Raw genomic sequence first — 18004 nt, forward strand, 5'->3', positions numbered from 1 at the left:
CACGCGAGTGTGCTAGAGGAACATGGGGAACGGATTGAGTCCCTCGTAAGGCGTCGGCTCGGCCAGCCGGCCGAGCCGCACCGGGACGTCGAACAGCCGGCCGGGGGCGAACCGGGCCCAGAACGGGCGCAGCCCGGGTGCGAGCACCTTGACCACCGGAAGGCCGACGTCGGGCCGGGTCTGGTTCAGCACGAGCAGATCGCTGCCCGCCGCCGCCAGCGTCCGCGCCAGGGCCGCGACGTCGTCACGCACGTCCGCACGATGGAGGAAGGGGTAGTCGGCCAGTGTCCGCGTACGCGTCCCGGCGGCGGGCCGCAGGTACGGCTGGTTGGCCACCGTCGCGTACTCCAGCCAGCGCGCCGCGTCCGGGTCGTCCACGTCGTGCTGTTGCGCGAGGACGTCCGGGATCATCTGGTTCAGCTCGGTCACCGCGCGCCGCACCGCGATCCGCGGGTCGAGGTGGGCGCCGAAGCCGAACATGATGTGCTCGTGCGGGCCGTAGGTGCGCCGCGAGACCGCGACGAAGACCGGGATCCCGAGGTCGGACGTCACGTCGAGCACCCACAGTTCGCGGCCCAGCCCGGCGTAGTGGCCGGTCATCTCCTCCAGCCAGCCGTCGCCGAAGGAGGCGAGGTCCACCCCGGCCACCGGCGTGCGGTTGTACCACCACAGCGCGACTGCGTCCCGCTCGACGATCTCGAGCGTGCCCTGCAGGACGGCGTCTTCGAGGCTGCTGCCGGCGGCGGCGCCGTTGGAGTCCGCGTGCAGGCCCCGGACACCGCAGGCCGAGGGCACCCCGTAGTACAGGTAGCCGGTGGGCAGCAGCCGCCGCTGCCCGGACAGCGACCAGACGGGCGTCCAGTCGATCTCGGCGGCCGGGTCGAACCGCTCGGGGATGTGCTGGAACAGCCCGTGCGCCGCGTTCCATCCGGCCCGCTCGCGGTACTGCCGCTCGGCGAAGAGCATGCAGTCGTTGGGGTGCACCGCTTTCGCCCCGAGGTCGTCGAACGAGGCCCGGATCCGCAGCTCGTCGCCCTGGTAGTTGCCGGAGAAGCGCTCCGCGGCTTCGCAGAGCGCGCCGACCTCCGCGTCGATCGGGGTGACGCCCTTGCCGCCGTTCTCGCTGCGCAGGCCGGCCTGCATCCCGGCCATGCCGGTGACGCCGCGCGCGACGTTCATCCCGGACCGGTAGGCGTTGACGAACGCCGGCGCCGCCGGGTCGCGCCGGATCTCCTTGAGGATCCCGGTGACCGGGCTGACCAGGTGGCCGTACTTCTCGAGCGTCTGCGCCGGCGTCGCGGTGCGGTGCCCGCCGCCGGTCGAGGTGGTCTTGCGGGCGGGCTGCAGCTCGACCGGGCGCGACGCCTGCGCGGCCATCAGCGTCGTGTCCCCGCAGCCGGGGCACTGCGGCCGGCGGCGCAGCTCGTGCAACGTGCCCTGCAGGTCCAGGGTGTCGAGCACCCAGACGCTGTTCTGGCCGTCGTGGCGGTAGCCGGCCAGCCACTTGCTGGCCTCGAGCGCGATCAGGTGCGCCGCGGCGGCGGTCAGCGACGGCAGCGCGGCGGCGGGCCGGCGCGCGGGGCCTTCGTGGCCGAGCAGCTCCTGGGCGCACGCCTCGGCGTGCCGGTGCCCCCACAGCCGGTTGGTCAGGCAGTGCCAGCACGCCGACTCGCCGGGGCACAGCACCGGCCCGATCCACACCTGCGCGCCGAACGGCCGCGCCAGCAGCCACGGCCGGCCGGTCCGCCGGTGCTCGGCGTCGAGCTCGCCCAGCCGCGGGTCGAGGTAGTCGGTGCACAGCACGATGCTCAGGTCCGCCGCGTCGGCCGCCGTCCCGGCCGGGGCGACCTCCAGCGCGGCGTCGGCCAGGGCCCGCTCGACCGCCCTCGTCTCGACGTCCTCGCCGATCGCGACCAGCCGGACACCGGGGCGGGTGACCCGGGAGGTGATCGAGGCCGCGTCGATGCCGCACGCGTCCCAGTAGGCCAGCTCCCGCTCGTCGACCGCGGGGGCGGGCGCCGGGCGGACCGACACCAGGCCGGCGTCCATCAGCTGGGCCAGGATCGCGGCGACCTCTTCGGGCGCCATGCCCGCCGGCCGGGCCCGCAGCACCTCGGCGAGCTCCCGGGTGCCGTCGAGCAGCGGCGCGAGCGACTCGATGCGCGCGCCGCGCATCGCTATGACACCCTGTTCGGAGAAGAGGTAAGCGCCTTTGCCGGCGTGGACCTCGGCGCGCAAGTGGCGCTTGAAGGCGAGCACGGGGGTGCCGGCGGCCGGCGGGGCCGCGGCGCGCGACCGGTGCGGGGCGGGTTGCACGGCTGATCCGCTCATCTGCACTCCTGATTCCCGTGCGCGCGATCCGAGAACCTCGATTCTTCTCCGGCGCGTGGACCTGCGGCCAGTGCGCGACACACCGAACCGGACGTGCAAAACGCACGACTTTTCGGGTGAAACGCACGTGTGACGGGTGTGTGCCGCACTGGTCGCCACCGCCCGGGGTTCGTCAACCTGGATCGCGAGGGCACTGCGCCCGCGGGCTTCCGCCCCGGCCCGTTCGACGAGACGCACAAGTGAGGATCGAGTATGACCACCACTCGCACCTATGGACAGTTCTGCGGCCTGGCGCGCGCTCTCGAGATCGTCGGGGAGCGGTGGTCCATGCTCGTCATCCGCGATCTCGTGCTCGGCCCGAAGCGCTACACCGACCTGCAGCGCGGTCTGCCGCGGATCCCGGTCAGCATCCTGTCGGCCCGGCTCAACGAGCTCGAGCAGGCCGGCGTCATCCGCCGCCGGGTGCTGCCGCAGCTGGACGCGAGCCTCGTCTACGAGCTCACCGAGTACGGCAGCGAGCTCGACCACATCCTGCTGGACCTGGGACTGTGGGGCGCGCGGTCGCTGGGGCACCCGAAGGACGACGAAGTCTTCACCAACGACGCCGCGATCCTCTCGCTCTACACGACGTTCCAGCAGGAGGCCGCGGCCGGCGTGAGCGTCACCTACGTGCTGCGCCACCACGACTCGCTGATCATCCACGCGATGATCGACGACGGGACGCTGAAGGTCGGTTCCGGCGACCACCCGGCCGCCGACCTGGTCATCGAGCCGCAGGGCCCGGAGCTGATCGACCTGGTGAACGGCCAGCTCACCGCGGCCGAGGCGATGGCCTCGGGCAAGGTGCGGATCGAGGGCGACTACGCCCACCTCGAGCTGTTCACGAAGCTGTTCCGCATCCCGCCGAAGCCGGAGCTGCCGGACGGCCTCGCCTTCCACTGAGAACTCCTCCACCGGCGCGGCATCGGGGCCGGCACCCGCTCCCACGCAGGTGCCGGCCCCGATCGCTAGCCCCGGACGGCGCAACCCCGCGCCGCAGAATCGGCAATCCGGAGTAACGGATCCGGCGCTTCGGGCGGCTAAGTTCAGCGGACCCGCCGTTTTCCGCAATCCGCACATAAGGGGCACATTCATGTCGACGTCCGAACTGACTCGGCCGTCCGGCTTTCTGGGGAACCTGAACAGCAGGTACCACCACCGGGCGCTCGCGGTGTTCATGATCATCGTCCTCGCGCACTGGGCCGAGCACATCGTGCAGGCCATCCAGATCTACGGGTTCGGCTGGCCGACGTCCCGGGCCCGGGGCGTGCTCGGCATGCCGTTCCCCTGGCTGATCTCCCAGGAGTGGCTGCACTACGGTTACGCGCTCGTGATGCTGGTGTTCCTGTGGGTGCTGCGGCACGGGTTCGCGGGCCGCTCGCGGCAGTGGTGGAACCTGGCGCTGGGCATCCAGTTCTGGCACCACATCGAGCACCTGCTGCTGTTCATCCAGGCCCAGTCGGGCTGGCGGCTGGCCGGGCAGAAGGTGCCCACCAGCATCATCCAGCTGCTGATCCCGCGGGTGGAGCTGCACCTGTTCTACAACACGATCGTCACCATCCCGATGATCGTCGCGGTGATCCTGCACCGGCGCGCCTCGGCCGCCGAGCACGAGCTGACCGGCTGCGTCTGCGGGCAGCCGAAGCAGCTCGCCCTCGCCGCGTCGTGAAGCGCGCGCTGGCCCTGCTGGCCTTCCTCGTCGGCTGGCTGGTGCTGAGCGCCACTCCGGCTTCGGCCCACGTCGAGATCGTCTCGTCGACCCCCGGGGACGGCGCCCGCCTGAGCGCGGCGCCGTCCCTGGTGTCGGTGACGCTCTCGGAGAACGTCGGGATCCAGCCCGGGTCGATCAAGGTCGTCGACCTGGCGGGCACCCAGGTCGACACCGGGCCGGTGTTCCAGCCCGGCGACGTCGCGGAGCAGGTCGCGGTGCACCTGCGGCCGAACCTGCCGGACGCGAGCTACCTGGTCGAATACGCCTTCGTCTCGGCCGACTCGCACCCGGTGCGCGGCACGTTCGCGTTCGTCGTCGGCGCCGGGCCGCTGGTGACGTCGGCGGGCGCGGTGTCCGCGGCGACCGGCACCGACACGACGGTCAACACGGTGTCGACGGTGGTGCGCTGGTTCGCCTACCTCGGTGTGGTGCTGCTCGGCGGGCTGGCGTTCGTGGTGGTGTGCCGGCCGGGCGCCCGTACCGACGGCCGGGCCCGGCGGCTGCTGCGCTGGGGCGCCGGTCTCGTCGTGGTGACGACCGTCGCGCAGTTCGTGCTGCAGGGCCCGTACGCGGCGGGCCGTGACCTCGAAGCCGTGTTCGACACCGGGCTGCTGGCGGACACGATGCGCGTCGCGTACGGCAAGCTCCTGCTGCTCCGGCTGGTGGCGGTCGTCGCGCTGGCGGTGCTGGTGCCCCGGCTCCTGCGGACCGGCCTGCCCGACCGGCTGCGCTCCCGCTACGAGAACCTGGCCATGGTCACCGGGTTCCTCGTGCTGCTGACGTTCTCGGCCACCGGGCACCCGGTCACCGACCCGATCATGTTCGTCTCGGTGACGGCGGACCTGGTGCACTTCGGCGCGATCGCCATCTGGGCGGGCGGCCTGGTCCAGCTGGCCCTGGCCCTGTTCCGCCCGGGTGCGGACGAGGACCTGGCCCCCGTCGCGACGCGGTTCTCCCGGCTCGCGGCCGGCGCCGTGACGGCGATCGCGCTCAGCGGCGCGGTGCTGGCGCTGCGCATCATGCCCTCGCTGTCGTCCCTCTGGACGACCGGCTTCGGCGTGCTCGTGCTGGCGAAGATCGCCGGCTTCGCGCTGCTGCTGGTGGTGGCGAGCCGCTCCCGCCGGGTGGTGCGCCGGGGCATGACCGCGCCGGCGGAGGGCGCGACGAAGACGGTGACGACGAACCTGCGCCGCCTGCGTCAGGCCGTGGTGGTGGAGGTCGTGCTGAGCGTCGTCGTCCTGGCCTTGGCGGCGCTGCTGACGGTCACGCCGCCCGGCGGCTGACCCGGACGCTCAAACGCCGGGTGAGAGCGGCGGGGAGAACGGTCCCCAGCTGAAGGCCGGCAGCCACCGGCCCGGCGTCTCGCTCCAGTCCAGCGCCGCCAGCTGGCCGAGCGAGCGCCGCCCGGCGAGCGCGCGGTAGAGGTCGTGGGCCGGCGCGGTCACCGACGCCGCCGGCCGTCCCTCGCCCGCCGTCCACTCGGCGCCGTCGCCGGTGCGGATCAGCAGGGCCGGCAGCCCACGCCCGGCGATCGAGCCGGAGAGGCCGCGGACCAGGACGTCGAAGCTCGGTGCCCAGGCGACGTGCTCGGCGGGCGGCGGCACGCCGAGCGCGGCGCGCAGGTCCAGCTCGTGGGTGTAGGCGTCCATCACCATGACCTCGCCACTGCGCCCGCCCGCGGCGGCGAGCAGCGGGTCGAGCTCCGCGCCGACGGCGTCCCAGCGGTCGAGCAGCGCGGGCAGGGCCGGCGAAGCGGCCGGCGACGGCGGCGGGGTGCCGCCGTGCCGGCCGAGGACACGTTCGGCGATCACGGTCAGGTGACCGAGCAGGTCCGTGACGGTCCACTCGGGACACGCGGGGACCGGGCGGTGGTGCAGGCCGGGCCGCCCGTCGAGCAGCGCGCGCACACCGCGCCGCACCTGCGGGTAGCCGACGAAGTCCGGGGCCGTGGCCGGCCGACTCGTTGTCACGCGCTCCACCTCGCCCTGGCACGATCGGTGATCTCGGCTCAGTATGCCCTGGTGACGGCCCTCGGCGGTTCTTCCCGCTTGCCGGGTGGCCGGCACCCGCGAGACCTCGGGAGGTCGTGATCTTGCCCACTCTGTGGTCCACGTCGGCGCAGTGGGAACTGCTGCCGCCGGTCGTGCTCGCCCTGCTGCTCAGCGTCGCCATCGGCCTCGAGCGCGAGGCCGGGATGAAGGCCGCCGGCCTGCGGACGCACAGCTTGGTCGGCGTCGGCTCGGCGGTGTTCATGCTGGTGTCGAAGTACGGCTTCGCCGACCTGCTCGCCACCGACCACATCGCGCTCGACCCGTCGCGGATCGCCGCGCAGATCGTCTCCGGCATCGGCTTCCTCGGCGCCGGGCTGATCTTCGTCCGCCGCGACGCCGTCCGCGGGCTGACCACGGCCGCGACGATCTGGCTCACCGCCGCGGTCGGCACGGCGTGCGGCGCCGGCCTGCCGGTGCTCGCGGTCGGCACGACGATCGGGCACTTCGTGGTGACGCGCGGTTTGCCGCCGCTGCAGCGGTTCGTCGCACGCCACCGCAAGGAACCGCCGGTGGTGCGCTTGAGCTACCTCGACGGCCAGGGCGTGCTGCGCGCGGCGCTGGCGGTGTGCACCGGACGCGGCTGGTCGGTGCACCACGTCGAGGTCGACCACGAACCCTATTGGGGGCCCCGGGTGGCGGAGCCCCCGGCTCGGGGCGAAGCCCTGGATGGCAGAGTTTCCGAGGAGGGGCAACGGATCGCGATCGTCACCCTGCGCCTCGACGGCCGGGGTGATCTTTACGACCTGGCCGCCGAACTCGCCGAATTGCCCGGCGTCCGCAGTACGTCCACCGGTGCCGGGGAACCGCTCGACGAATGATCGCCCGCCCGGGCAGCGCGCGGGGGCCGGTTTGCGGCACACTGGGGTGCACACGGAAATCCCCGGCACCGCAAGGAAAACGTGCGGCCGAGGAGAAACCATCCAATTCGGAGGTGAGGCATGGCCCCCGGCGGTGGCGAGGACGTGGCGCGCACGCAGCCCGGATTCGACCAGGCGTGGCGCGGTTTTCACCGCGCGCAGGTCGTCGAATACGTCGAGTGGGCCGAGGCCGAAATCCGCAGACTCACCGACGAACGCGATGCCGCGGCCCGGCGCGCGGCCGCGTTCGCCGACGAGAACCGTGAGCTCCGGGTGAAGATCGACCGGATCAGCCGGACCCCGATCGAGCCGGACGCGCTGCAGGAGCGCTCGCGCCGGATGATCGAGCTCACCCGCGAGGAAGCGACCGAAATCACCGGTCGGGCAAGGGAAACCGCCGAACGGATCCGCCGCGAGGCGGAGCTCGAGGCCGTGCGGCTCACCGAGAAGGAACACGAAGTCCTCGCCCTGGCCGAAGCCGACCGCGAGCGGCAGCGCACCGAGCACGAAGAACTCCTGCGGGCGGCCGAGCAGCGCCGCCGTGAGCTCGACGAGGCCGCGGCGCGCCGCCGGGCCCGGCAGGAAGAGGATCACACGCGGGCGTTGACGCTCCGCCGCGCCGAGGCGATGAGCGAACTGGCCGAGCAGGACGCGGCCGCCCGGGCGAAGGCGGACAGGCTCGTGGCCGAAGCCACCCAGCGCACGGAAACCCTGGTCACGACCGGCGAAAGCGAGCTGGCCACGGCCCGGGCCACGGCCGAGCAGACGATCGCCGACGCCACCCGCCACGGCGAAACGCTGGTCACGGCCGCGGAACGCGAGGTCGCGGCGCTCACCGAGGTCCGCGACAAGCTCCACGCGAGCCTCGTCGGCTGCCGGTCCCTGCTGGCCGAGGCGGCCGTCGCCCTCGACGAAAAGCCGGCGGCGTCCGACCCCGAAGCCACGCTGCCGATGTCGAAGCGGGTGCCCGTGCAGAGACGCTCGCCCGCGGACGATCTTTCCGACGCGGTCGGCTGACCCCTTGTCCCCCGGCCGGGCAGCACCCATGATCGGGTGATCGCCGGCCGAGGTGAGGGGACGCCCATGCGCTCGACGATCACGCGGTCCGTACTGGTCACCGCCCTGGTGGGCGGCACGCTCACGGCGTGCGGCAGCGGCTCGGGCCTGACGATCAACCTGTACGTCTCGCCGGAGAACAACCTCCAGCACGTCGTCGACACCTGCAACGCGGCCGCCGCCGGCCGGTACCGGATCGAGTACCACAAGCTCCCGCGCGGCGCGGACGGCCAGCGCGAGCAGATGGTGCGCCGGCTCGCCGCGGAGGACCCGTCGCTGGACGTGCTCGGCCTGGACGTCACCTGGGTGCCGGAGTTCGCCGAGGCGGGCTGGGTGGTGCCGTGGACCGGCGCGGCCGAGGCCGAGGCGACGCGGGACGTGCTGCCCGGGCCGCTCTCGACCGCGCGCTGGAACGGGAAGCTGTACGCGGCGACGAAGCACACGAACGTCCAGCTGCTCTGGTACGACGACCGGCTGACGCCGTCACCGCCGAAGACGTTCGACGAGATGATGGCGCAGGCCCAGGCCCTGAAGGCGGCCGGGAAGCCGGCGAACGTCCTGTTCACCGGCGCCCAGTACGAGGGGCTGGTGGTGTTCTACAACACCCTGGTCGCCTCGGCGGGCGGGCACATCCTGTCCGACGACGGCAAGTCCGTGCTGCTGGACGCCGGCGCCGTCCGCGCGCTGGAGCTGCTGAAGACGCTCACCACGGCCGGGATCACCGACCCGTCACTGGGCAACTCGAAGGAGGACGAGGTCCGGCAGGCGTTCCAGCGCGGGCAGGGCGCGCTGGAGCTGAACTGGCCGTACGTCTACGCCGCCTACACGAAGGAGAAGCCGCAGGACCTGGGGCACGTCCGCTGGACCCGCTACCCGTCGGTGGTCCCGGGGCACCCGAGCCGCGTCACGATCGGCGGCTTCAACCTGGCGATCAGCACGTACTCGCCACACCGGGCGGAGGCGTTCGACGCGGCGTTGTGCCTGCGCAGCCCGGCGAGCCAGAAGTACCAGGCGATCGAGGACGGCCTGGCCCCGACGACGCGCGCGGTCTACGACGACCCGGCGCCGCTCGACCCGGCCGACCCCGGCTCGACGATGGCGGCCCGGTTCCCGATGAAGCCGGACATCCTGGCGGCGCTGTCCGACGCCGCCGTCCGGCCGCTGACCCCGGCGTACCAGAACCTGTCGACGGTGATCTCGAAGGTGCTGTCCCCGCCGTCGGCGATCGACCCGCAGGCCACCGCGGCCGAGCTGCGCGAACGGCTGACCGACGCGCTCGACTCGCGGGACATCATCCCTTGACGCGGATGTTCGCCCTGGTCGCGGCGGTCGTGACGCTGGCCGCGTCGACGACGCTGGCCAACCGCGTGCTGCCCGGCTGGGCGTACCCCGTGTGCGGGCTGGTGGCCGCGGCGGCGCTGGTCGGCCTGGCTCGCGCGGCCGGCTTGTCGTGGTCCGACCTGGGCTTGCGCTCGTTCCGGCGGTCCGCCTTGGTCGGACTGGCCGGAGCCGGGCTGGTCGCGGTGGTGTTCGGCATCGCGCTGGCCGTGCCGGCGCTGCGGACGGTCTACCAGGACGGCCGGGTCGGCACCCCCGACTTCGGCCAGCTGATCTGGCTGACCTGCGGCCGGATCCTGTTCGGCACGGTGCTGATCGAGGAGATCGCCTTCCGCGGTGTGCTCCCGGCCCTGCTGGGCGCACGGGACGACCGCTGGCGCTGGCCCCCGATCCTGGGCGCGGCGGCGCTGTTCGGCCTCTGGCACTACCTGCCGGCCTTGGCGATCGGCCGCAACGCGGCGGTCCACGCGGTGTTCGGGACAACGCCGGTGGTGGTGCTGCAGATCCTGGCGATGGCCGCGGCCGGCGTCGCGGGGATCTTCCTGCACTGGTGGCGCCACCAGGGCCGGGGCGTCCTGGCGTCGGTGATCGTCCACTTCACGACCAACGCGGGCGGCCTGACCCTCGCCGTACTGGTCCGGTGATCTGCCGCGGCCGGTCGTGAGTGTTCAGGAGGGTGAGAACCGCCCTGAACATTCACGACCCCGCCTGGCACCGGTCAGGAGCGCACGAGCCGCGCGATCGCGTCCGACGCTTCCCGCACCTTCAGGTCGGCTTCTTCCCCGCCGGCCGCGGCCGCCTGGACCACGCACGTCGCCAGGTGCTCGTCGAGCAGTTCCAGCGAGAACGACTGGAGCGCTTTAGTCGCCGCGGAGACCTGGGTCAGGATGTCGATGCAGTACTTGTCCTGCTCGACCATGCGCTGCAGCCCGCGGATCTGCCCTTCGATCCGGCGCAGGCGCTTGAGGTACGCCTCTCGCTCGCTGCCGTAACCCGTCATGGCCCACCCGTCCCCGTAGTTGGCTTCCCTGCCTGCAAGTATACCCACCCCACGTATCGGGCCAGGTCACTCAGCTTCAGCGGAAGCGGCGCAGGCGGAGGCTGTTGCTCACCACGAAGGCCGAGGAGCACGCCATCGCCGCGCCCGCGATCATCGGGTTGAGCAGGCCGAGCGCGGCCAGCGGCAGCGCCGCGACGTTGTAGGCGAACGCCCAGAACAGGTTGCCCTTGATGGTGGCCAGTGTCCGACGGGCCAGCCGGATCGCGTCGACGGCGGCGCGCAGGTCGCCGCGGACCAGCGTCAGGTCGCTGGCTTCGATCGCCGCGTCGGTGCCGGTGCCCATGGCGAGGCCCAGATCGGCTTGCGCGAGCGCGGCGGCGTCGTTGACGCCGTCACCGACCATCGCGACCACGCGCCCCTCGGCCTGCAGCCGCTTCACGACGTCGACCTTGTCCTCGGGCAGCACCTCGGCGACGACCTCGTCGATCCCCGCCTCGGCCGCGATCGCCCGGGCCGCGCCCGCGTTGTCCCCGGTCAGCAGCACCGGCGTCAGGCCGAGGTCCCGCAGCTCGGCGACGGCCCGAGCCGACGTCGGCTTGATGGTGTCGGCGACGACCAGGCGGCCGCGGACTTCGCCGTCCCAAGCCACGTGCACCGTGGTCGCACCCGCCGTCTCGGCGGCTTCCGCGCCTACGAAGGCCGCCCGGCCGACGGTGACCCGCCGGCCCTCGACCACGCCCGTCACGCCGAGCCCGGGGGTGCTCCGGAAATCCGTCACGGCGGGGAGCGGGCCGGTCCTGGCCCGGGCCGCGTCCACGATCGCGCGGGCGACCGGGTGCTCGGAGGCCGCCTCGACGGCGCCGGCCAGCCGGAGGACCTCGCCGTCCCCCTCGACCAGCGTCATCCGGCCGGTGGTGACGGTGCCGGTCTTGTCGAGCACGACGGTGTCGACGCGGCGGGTGGACTCGAGCACCTCGGGGCCCTTGATGACGATACCCAGCTGCGCGCCGCGGCCGGTGCCGACGAGCAGCGCCGTCGGTGTCGCGAGGCCGAGCGCGCACGGGCAGGCGATGATCAGCACGGCGACGGCCGCGGTGAACGCCTGGTCTTCGCTGCCGCCCGTGGCGAGCCAGACGACCAGTGTCGCGAGCGCCGCGAAGACGACCGCGGGCACGAACACCGCCGACACCCGGTCGGCGAGACGCTGGGCCGCGGCCTTCCCGTTCTGCGCGGCCTCGACCAGCCGGGCCAGCTGCGCCAGCCGGGTGTCCGCGCCGACGCGTGCCGCGCGGACGAGCAGCCGCCCGCCGACGTTGACGGTGGCGCCAGTGACCGCGTCGCCCGGGCCGGCCTCGACCGGCGTCGACTCGCCGGTGAGCATGCTGGTGTCGACCGCGGAACGGCCTTCGGTCACGACGCCGTCAGTGGCGATCTTCTCGCCGGGCCGAGCGACAAAAACGTCTCCGACCTGCAGGTTTTTGATCGGCACCTGATGCTCGTCACCATCGCGGAGCACGGTGACGTCCTTCGCACCGAGGTCCAGCAGCGCGCGCAGGGCGGCGCCGGCGCGGCGCTTGGACCGGGCTTCGAAGTAGCGGCCGGCGAGGATGAACGTGGTGACCGCGGCGGCCACCTCGAAGTACAGGTTGTCGCCGGCCATGCCGGTGCTGAGCAGCTCGAAGCCGTGGCGCATGCCGATCTCACCGGCCATGCCGAAGAGCAGGGCGTACAGCGACCAGGCCGTCGATGCGACGACGCCGAGCGAGATCAGCGTGTCCATGGTGGCGGTGAAGTGCCGCAGGTTGACCGCGGCGGCGCGGTGGAACGGCCACGCGCCCCACGTCACGACCGGGGCGGCGAGCGCGAGCGAGACCCACTGCCAGTAGTCGAACTGCCAGCTGGGCACCATCGCGAGCACCAGCAGGGGAATGGTGAGCGCGGCGGAGAGCAGCAAACGCTTGCGCAGCGTGCCGTCTTCGGCCGGGGCGTCGGGCTCCGGGAGCCGCGCCGAGTACCCGGCGGCTTCGACGACGCCGACCAGGTCACCGACGGAGAGCCCGCCCGGGAAGCTGACCTGGGCTTTCTCGGTCGCGTAGTTGACCGTCGCGGTCACGCCGTCGACCTTGTTGAGCTTGCGCTCGACGCGGGCCGCGCAGGACGCGCAGGTCATCCCGCCGATGGCGAGCTCGACGCGTGCGGACTGCGCGGTGGTCACGGTGCTCAGGCCACCAGGCGGTAGCCGGCCTCGGTGACAGCCGCGGCGACGGCGTCGGTGGTCAGCGGGGTGTCGCTGGTCACGGTGACGCGCCCGCTCTCGACGTCGACGTCCACGCCGTGGACCCCGGCGAGCTCGGAGACCTCTTCGCGGACGGAGCTGGCGCAATGCCCGCAGGTCATGCCCTCGACGGTGTAGGTCGCTTCGGTCATCGACCGCTCCTTTCGTACCCCCTTCCTTTATACCCATCGGGGGTAGGGGTTCTCCATCAGCCCCCGTGGTGGCGTTGATCGCACCGCGGGGCAGACTCGCGGAATGCGGAAGATCTACGCGATCGGGATCGGCGCCGGCGACCCCGAGCACCTGACGGTGCAGGCGGTGGACCGCCTCAACCGCGTCGACGTGTTCTTCGTGCTCGACAAGGGCGAGGAGAAGGCCGACCTGGTCCGGCTGCGCGAGGAGATCCTCGACCGGTACGTGACGCGCCCGTACCGCGTGGTGCTGGTCGCGGACCCACCCCGAGACCGCCGGCCGGCGGACTACCGAGCAGCGGTAGCCGACTGGCACGCGGCTCGCGCCGAGACCTACGAGAGCGTGATCCTCTCCTCGCTGACCACGTCCCAGACGGGCGCCTTCCTGGTGTGGGGCGACCCGTCGCTGTACGACAGCACGATCGCGCTGATCGAGGCGGTGCTGGCGCGGGGAAAGGTCGAGTTCGAGTACGAGGTGATCCCGGGCATCAGCAGCATCTCGGCCTTGGTGGCCCGCCACCGCACGACGATGAACCAGATCGGCCGAGCCGTCCAGCTCACAACAGGCCGCCTGCTGGCCACCGGCTGGCCCGACGGCGTCGACGACGTCTTCGTCCTCCTGGACGCCCACACCACGTTCGACCGCTACACGTCTCTCGACCTGACGATCTTCTGGGGCGCATACGTAGGCACGCCGGACGAAATCCTGCTCTCCGGCCCCCTGACCCCCGCCCTGGCAACCCAAATCCGCGAAACCCGCACCGCGGCCCGGGAACGCCACGGCTGGATCATGGACACCTACCTCCTCCGCCGCCCCACCCCGTAACTCCCCCGCCCGGGTACGCGAGTCGACCCTCCAATCACGCGAGTTGACCCTCCAATCACGAGTGATGCCCTCCCAATCACACGCGATGCCCCCCGCGGGTCACGCGAGTTCCGCCTGCAATCACGCCAATCCCGAAGCTGATCACGTGAATCCCGCTTGCTCCACTGAGAATCATTTGTGTTCACAGAGGTATCACGCGTAATCCGCGGGGCATCGCCAGTGATCAGGCGGGCATCACCCGGGGTCGCGAGGCCGGATGAGGACGCCGGCTCGCGTGGTCGAGTCGCCGGCTCAGGCGATTGAGGCGCCCGCACACGTCATCCGTGGGCAAACACCCGCAATTGAGGGCCGGCTCGCCAGGCTGAGGGCTCTGGCTCGCGTGGATCCGCAGGCCACTAACCAAGATTCGGGCGCCGACTCGCGTGATTCTGGGGTCGACTCGCGTGATCCGCAGGTCGACACGTGATCAGAACGCCGACACCCGTGACTGAAATGCCGACACCCGTGATCAGACAGTCGACACGACCCCGACCGCGGCAACCGACAAACCACCGGCACCCGGACACCGGCCACCCCGGGGTGCCAGAGAAGGGGTGTGGGCATAGAAAAAGGGCCTGGCCGGGAGAACCAGAGGTTCTCGACCGGGCCAGGCCCTTCCCCAACAAAATGTTCGGCGGTGTCCTACTCTCCCACAACCCTTCGGTTGCAGTACCATCGGCGCTGTCAAGCTTAGCTTCCGGGTTCGGAATGGGACCGGGCGTTTCCCTGACGCTAAAACCACCGAAACACTACGAAACAACCACACCCCCCAAAAAACAGGGAGCCGTGTGGTGTCTCAGAAACCGTAGAGTGGATGCGTAACACCTTCGTAGACAAGTCCTCGGCCTATTAGTACCAGTCAACTCGACAACACATTACTGTGCTTCCATATCTGGCCTATCAACCCAATGGTCTATTGGGGGCCTTAACCCACAAAGGGTGGGATACCTCATCTTGGAACAGGCTTCCCGCTTAGATGCCTTCAGCGGTTATCCCTTCCGAACGTGGCCAACCAGCCATGCCCCTGGCGGGACAACTGGCACACCAGAGGTTCGTCCGTCCCGGTCCTCTCGTACTAGGGACAGCCTTCCTCAAGTATCCTACGCGCGCGGCGGATAGGGACCGAACTGTCTCACGACGTTCTAAACCCAGCTCGCGTGCCGCTTTAATGGGCGAACAGCCCAACCCTTGGGACCTACTCCGGCCCCAGGATGCGACGAGCCGACATCGAGGTGCCAAACCATGCCGTCGATATGGACTCTTGGGCAAGATCAGCCTGTTATCCCCGGGGTACCTTTTATCCGTTGAGCGACACCCCTTCCACCAGGTGGTGCCGGATCACTAGTCCCGACTTTCGTCCCTGCTCGACATGTCTGTCTCACAGTCAAGCTCCCTTGTGCACTTGCACTCAACACCTGATTGCCAACCAGGCTGAGGGAACCTTTGGGCGCCTCCGTTACTCTTTAGGAGGCAACCGCCCCAGTTAAACTACCCATCAGGCACTGTCCCTGAACCAGATCATGGCCCGAGGTTCAGATTCCCAATTCGACCAGAGTGGTATTTCAACAACGACTCCACAGTAACTAGCGTCACCGCTTCACAGTCTCCCACCTATCCTACACAAGCCGAACCGAAAACCAATACCAAACTATAGTAAAGGTCCCGGGGTCTTTCCGTCCTGCCGCGCGTAACGAGCATCTTTACTCGTAGTGCAATTTCGCCGGGCCTGTGGTTGAGACAGCCGGAAAGTCGTTACGCCATTCGTGCAGGTCGGAACTTACCCGACAAGGAATTTCGCTACCTTAGGATGGTTATAGTTACCACCGCCGTTTACTGGCGCTTAAATTCTCAGCTTCACCCCCGAAGGGATTAACCGGTCCTCTTAACGTTCCAGCACCGGGCAGGCGTCAGTCCATATACATCGTCTTGCGACTTCGCATGGACCTGTGTTTTTAGTAAACAGTCGCTTTCCGCTGGTCTCTGCGGCCACCCACCCCTAGCCTGTAAAAAGCTTCAGGATGTTTGGCCCCCCTTCTCCCGAAGTTACGGGGGCATTTTGCCGAGTTCCTTAACCACAGTTCACCCGATCGCCTTAGTATTCTCTACCTGACCACCTGTGTTGGTTTGGGGTACGGGCCGTGCATGCACTCACTAGAGGCTTTTCTCGGCAGCATAGGATCACTCTACTTCGCCTCAAACGGCTACGCATCACGTCTCAGAGTATATAAAGCACGGATTTGCCTATGCTTTCTCCTACACGCTTACACCAGGACAACCATCGCCTGGCGGAGCTACCTTCCTGCGTCACCCCATCGCTTGACTACTACGAAATCAGGTCCCACGCTCCACAACACCAACTCCATCCGAAGACTTCGCCGGCGCGCTTTGGGTGGTTAGTATCAAACGCCTCGTCATGGGCGCACATGCTCGGGTACGGGAATATCAACCCGTTGTCCATCGACTACGCCTGTCGGCCTCGCCTTAGGTCCCGACTTACCCTGGGCGGATTAGCCTGGCCCAGGAACCCTTGGTCATCCGGCGGCAGAGTTTCTCACTCTGCATTCGCTACTCATGCCTGCATTCTCACTCCCACACCCTCCACCGCTAGCTTCCGCCACGGCTTCCCTGGGTGCAGGACGCTCCCCTACCCATCAACACGACTACACAAGGACTTCAAGAGCCCAAGTGGATCTATTGTGTCAATGACACAGCTTCGGCGGTGTGCTTAAGCCCCGCTACATTGTCGGCGCAGGACCACTTGACCAGTGAGCTATTACGCACTCTTTCAAGGGTGGCTGCTTCTAAGCCAACCTCCTGGTTGTCTGGGCAATCCCACATCCTTTCCCACTGAGCACACACTTAGGGGCCTTAGCTGGTGTTCTGGGCTGTTTCCCTCTCGACGACGAAGCTTATCCCCCGCCGTCTCACTGCCGCACTCTCACACCACGGTATTCGGAGTTTGGTTGATTTCGGTAACCCGGTAAGGCCCCTAGACCATCCAGTAGCTCTACCCCCGTGGTGAAACATGCGACGCTGCACCTAAATGCATTTCGGGGAGAACCAGCTATCACGGAGTTTGATTGGCCTTTCACCCCTACCCACAGCTCATCCCCTCAGTTTTCAACCTAAGTGGGTTCGGGCCTCCACGACGTCTTACCGTCGCTTCACCCTGGCCATGGGTAGATCACTCCGCTTCGGGTCTAGACCACGCGACTCAAGCGCCCTATTCAGACTCGCTTTCGCTACGGCTACCCCACACGGGTTAACCTCGCCACGCAGCACTAACTCGCAGGCTCATTCTTCAAAAGGCACGCCATCACCATTACAGCTCTGACGGCTTGTAGGCACACGGTTTCAGGTACTCTTTCACTCCCCTCCCGGGGTACTTTTCATCTTTCCCTCACGGTACTAGTCCGCTATCGGTCTTCAGGAAGTATTTAGGCTTACCGGGTGGTCCCGGCAGATTCACAGCAAATTCCACGAGCTCGCTGCTACTCGGGAGCACCATCACACAACACAAACACAGTTTTCGCGTACGGGGCTCTCACCCACTCCGGCCGCCCATCCCAAGGCGTTCCACTAACCATGCCGCATCATGCCCAGAGTGTCAGCTCTGAGAAGACAGGTCCCACAACACCGACTACACAACCCCTGACAGGTATCACATGCAATCGGTTTAGCCTCTTCCGCTTTCGCTCGCCACTACTCACGGAATCACGGTTGTTTTCTCTTCCTACGGGTACTGAGATGTTTCACTTCCCCGCGTTCCCTCCACACACCCTATATATTCAGGTGCGGGTAACACCACATCACTGGTGCTGGGTTTCCCCATTCGGAAATCCTCGGATCACAGCTCGGTTGACAGCTCCCCGAGGCTTATCGCAGCCTCCTACGTCCTTCATCGGCTCCTGAAGCCAAGACATCCACCATGTGCCCTTAACAACTTGACCACAAAGATGCTCGCATCCACTCTACAGTTCTCAAACACCACACCAGAAACAAACCACATTCCCAGGCTGTGTAAGCCCTAAGGCGTGTTGCCTCAGGACCCAACAGTGTGCATAGCAAACAATCACCCTCCGAGGCGCCGGCTCCTTTTTCCACGATCATCCGAAGATGCTCAGTACTAGAGGAGGCATTGCCAACCAAGAGTGACCATAACCAGTAGTTCCACAATTCCTTGAGCAAGCCCGGCAACACTGCATTCGAGTGTTAAACCGTGCCCACCCCACCACGGTGGTTCCGGGTATCCCGGCCGAGTGGATGTGTTGTGCTCCTTAGAAAGGAGGT

General features: G+C 68.8%; 13 protein-coding genes and 3 rRNA genes (1 of these 16 only partly in view). 8 read left to right on the forward strand and 8 right to left on the reverse strand.

The window, feature by feature from the left end:
- Window positions 1-12 precede the first annotated feature (12 nt).
- On the reverse strand, window positions 13-2331 hold the full coding sequence (locus tag OHS18_RS19310) for a TOMM precursor leader peptide-binding protein (protein WP_328617964.1): 2319 nt from the start codon (window positions 2329-2331) through the stop codon (window positions 13-15).
- A 252-nt stretch (window positions 2332-2583) separates the two neighbouring features.
- On the opposite strand from OHS18_RS19310, the gene OHS18_RS19315 reads away from it, so the two are divergent.
- From OHS18_RS19315 to OHS18_RS19325, 3 genes are all read left to right on the forward strand, one after another.
- Window positions 2584-3273 carry a winged helix-turn-helix transcriptional regulator gene (locus OHS18_RS19315; RefSeq protein WP_328450633.1) on the forward strand — a complete coding sequence of 230 codons (690 nt, stop codon included), beginning with the start codon at window positions 2584-2586 and terminating at the stop codon, window positions 3271-3273.
- A gap of 190 nt (window positions 3274-3463) precedes the next feature.
- Window positions 3464-4039 carry a hypothetical protein gene (locus OHS18_RS19320; RefSeq protein WP_328617965.1) on the forward strand — a complete coding sequence of 192 codons (576 nt, stop codon included), beginning with the start codon at window positions 3464-3466 and terminating at the stop codon, window positions 4037-4039.
- Window positions 4036-5364, forward strand: a complete 1329-nt coding sequence (locus tag OHS18_RS19325) for a copper resistance CopC/CopD family protein (protein ID WP_328617966.1) — start codon at window positions 4036-4038, stop codon at window positions 5362-5364. The genes OHS18_RS19320 and OHS18_RS19325 overlap by 4 nt, the downstream gene beginning before the upstream one ends.
- A gap of 9 nt (window positions 5365-5373) precedes the next feature.
- Here OHS18_RS19325 and OHS18_RS19330 read toward each other — a convergent pair whose 3' ends face one another.
- Complete coding sequence (locus OHS18_RS19330) at window positions 5374-6051, reverse strand: maleylpyruvate isomerase family mycothiol-dependent enzyme (protein ID WP_328617967.1); 678 nt, start codon at window positions 6049-6051, stop codon at window positions 5374-5376.
- 116 nt (window positions 6052-6167) lie between these two features.
- Between OHS18_RS19330 and OHS18_RS19335 the strand changes: the two genes are divergently transcribed.
- The 4 genes from OHS18_RS19335 to OHS18_RS19350 all read left to right on the forward strand — a co-directional run bounded on the left by OHS18_RS19335 (window position 6168) and on the right by OHS18_RS19350 (window position 10027).
- Window positions 6168-6950 carry an MgtC/SapB family protein gene (locus tag OHS18_RS19335; protein WP_442875392.1) on the forward strand — a complete coding sequence of 261 codons (783 nt, stop codon included), beginning with the start codon at window positions 6168-6170 and terminating at the stop codon, window positions 6948-6950.
- A gap of 120 nt (window positions 6951-7070) precedes the next feature.
- Window positions 7071-8006, forward strand: coding sequence for a M protein (locus OHS18_RS19340; RefSeq protein WP_328617969.1), 936 nt, complete (start codon window positions 7071-7073; stop codon window positions 8004-8006).
- Between the two features lie 66 nt (window positions 8007-8072).
- Complete coding sequence (locus tag OHS18_RS19345; RefSeq protein ID WP_328617970.1) at window positions 8073-9347, forward strand: ABC transporter substrate-binding protein; 1275 nt, start codon at window positions 8073-8075, stop codon at window positions 9345-9347.
- Window positions 9348-9352: 5 nt separating this feature from the next.
- Complete coding sequence (locus OHS18_RS19350) at window positions 9353-10027, forward strand: CPBP family intramembrane glutamic endopeptidase (protein ID WP_328617971.1); 675 nt, start codon at window positions 9353-9355, stop codon at window positions 10025-10027.
- 74 nt (window positions 10028-10101) lie between these two features.
- Here the strand turns inward: OHS18_RS19350 and OHS18_RS19355 are convergent, their stop codons facing one another.
- The 3 genes from OHS18_RS19355 to OHS18_RS19365 all read right to left on the reverse strand — a co-directional run bounded on the left by OHS18_RS19355 (window position 10102) and on the right by OHS18_RS19365 (window position 12810).
- Window positions 10102-10383 carry a metal-sensitive transcriptional regulator gene (locus tag OHS18_RS19355; protein ID WP_072477203.1) on the reverse strand — a complete coding sequence of 94 codons (282 nt, stop codon included), beginning with the start codon at window positions 10381-10383 and terminating at the stop codon, window positions 10102-10104.
- Between the two features lie 76 nt (window positions 10384-10459).
- Window positions 10460-12607, reverse strand: coding sequence for a heavy metal translocating P-type ATPase (locus tag OHS18_RS19360; protein WP_328618543.1), 2148 nt, complete (start codon window positions 12605-12607; stop codon window positions 10460-10462).
- Complete coding sequence (locus OHS18_RS19365; protein WP_328450612.1) at window positions 12604-12810, reverse strand: heavy-metal-associated domain-containing protein; 207 nt, start codon at window positions 12808-12810, stop codon at window positions 12604-12606. Before OHS18_RS19365 ends, OHS18_RS19360 begins: the two co-directional genes overlap by 4 nt.
- Before the next feature lie 103 nt (window positions 12811-12913).
- Here OHS18_RS19365 and cobF point away from each other — a divergent pair, with 103 nt between their 5' ends.
- Window positions 12914-13675, forward strand: coding sequence for a precorrin-6A synthase (deacetylating) (cobF, locus tag OHS18_RS19370; RefSeq protein WP_328617972.1), 762 nt, complete (start codon window positions 12914-12916; stop codon window positions 13673-13675).
- Between the two features lie 668 nt (window positions 13676-14343).
- Here cobF and rrf read toward each other — a convergent pair.
- The 3 genes from rrf to OHS18_RS19385 form a co-directional block, all read right to left on the reverse strand.
- Window positions 14344-14460 (reverse strand): 5S ribosomal RNA (gene rrf / locus OHS18_RS19375).
- An 83-nt stretch (window positions 14461-14543) separates the two neighbouring features.
- Window positions 14544-17664 (reverse strand): 23S ribosomal RNA (locus tag OHS18_RS19380).
- Between the two features lie 331 nt (window positions 17665-17995).
- Window positions 17996-18004: ribosomal RNA gene (locus OHS18_RS19385) — 16S ribosomal RNA — on the reverse strand; it runs 1507 nt beyond the window's last position.
- The 16S, 23S and 5S rRNA genes sit together here, the layout of an rRNA operon.

The sequence above is a fragment of the Amycolatopsis sp. NBC_00355 genome (genome assembly GCF_036104975.1).
Taxonomy (GTDB): domain Bacteria; phylum Actinomycetota; class Actinomycetes; order Mycobacteriales; family Pseudonocardiaceae; genus Amycolatopsis.

What these genes read in the sequence shown, in the direction of transcription:
- OHS18_RS19340 (WP_328617969.1), top strand. Translation starts at nt 7,071, where the DNA reads ATGGCCCCCGGCGGTGGCGAGGACGTGGCGCGCACGCAGCCCGGATTC.
- OHS18_RS19345 (WP_328617970.1), top strand. Translation starts at nt 8,073, where the DNA reads ATGCGCTCGACGATCACGCGGTCCGTACTGGTCACCGCCCTGGTGGGC.
- OHS18_RS19350 (WP_328617971.1), top strand. Translation starts at nt 9,353, where the DNA reads ATGTTCGCCCTGGTCGCGGCGGTCGTGACGCTGGCCGCGTCGACGACG.
- OHS18_RS19355 (WP_072477203.1), bottom strand. Translation starts at nt 10,383, where the DNA reads ATGACGGGTTACGGCAGCGAGCGAGAGGCGTACCTCAAGCGCCTGCGC.
- OHS18_RS19310 (WP_328617964.1), bottom strand. Translation starts at nt 2,331, where the DNA reads ATGAGCGGATCAGCCGTGCAACCCGCCCCGCACCGGTCGCGCGCCGCG.
- OHS18_RS19320 (WP_328617965.1), top strand. Translation starts at nt 3,464, where the DNA reads ATGTCGACGTCCGAACTGACTCGGCCGTCCGGCTTTCTGGGGAACCTG.
- cobF (WP_328617972.1), top strand. Translation starts at nt 12,914, where the DNA reads ATGCGGAAGATCTACGCGATCGGGATCGGCGCCGGCGACCCCGAGCAC.
- OHS18_RS19365 (WP_328450612.1), bottom strand. Translation starts at nt 12,810, where the DNA reads ATGACCGAAGCGACCTACACCGTCGAGGGCATGACCTGCGGGCATTGC.
- OHS18_RS19315 (WP_328450633.1), top strand. Translation starts at nt 2,584, where the DNA reads ATGACCACCACTCGCACCTATGGACAGTTCTGCGGCCTGGCGCGCGCT.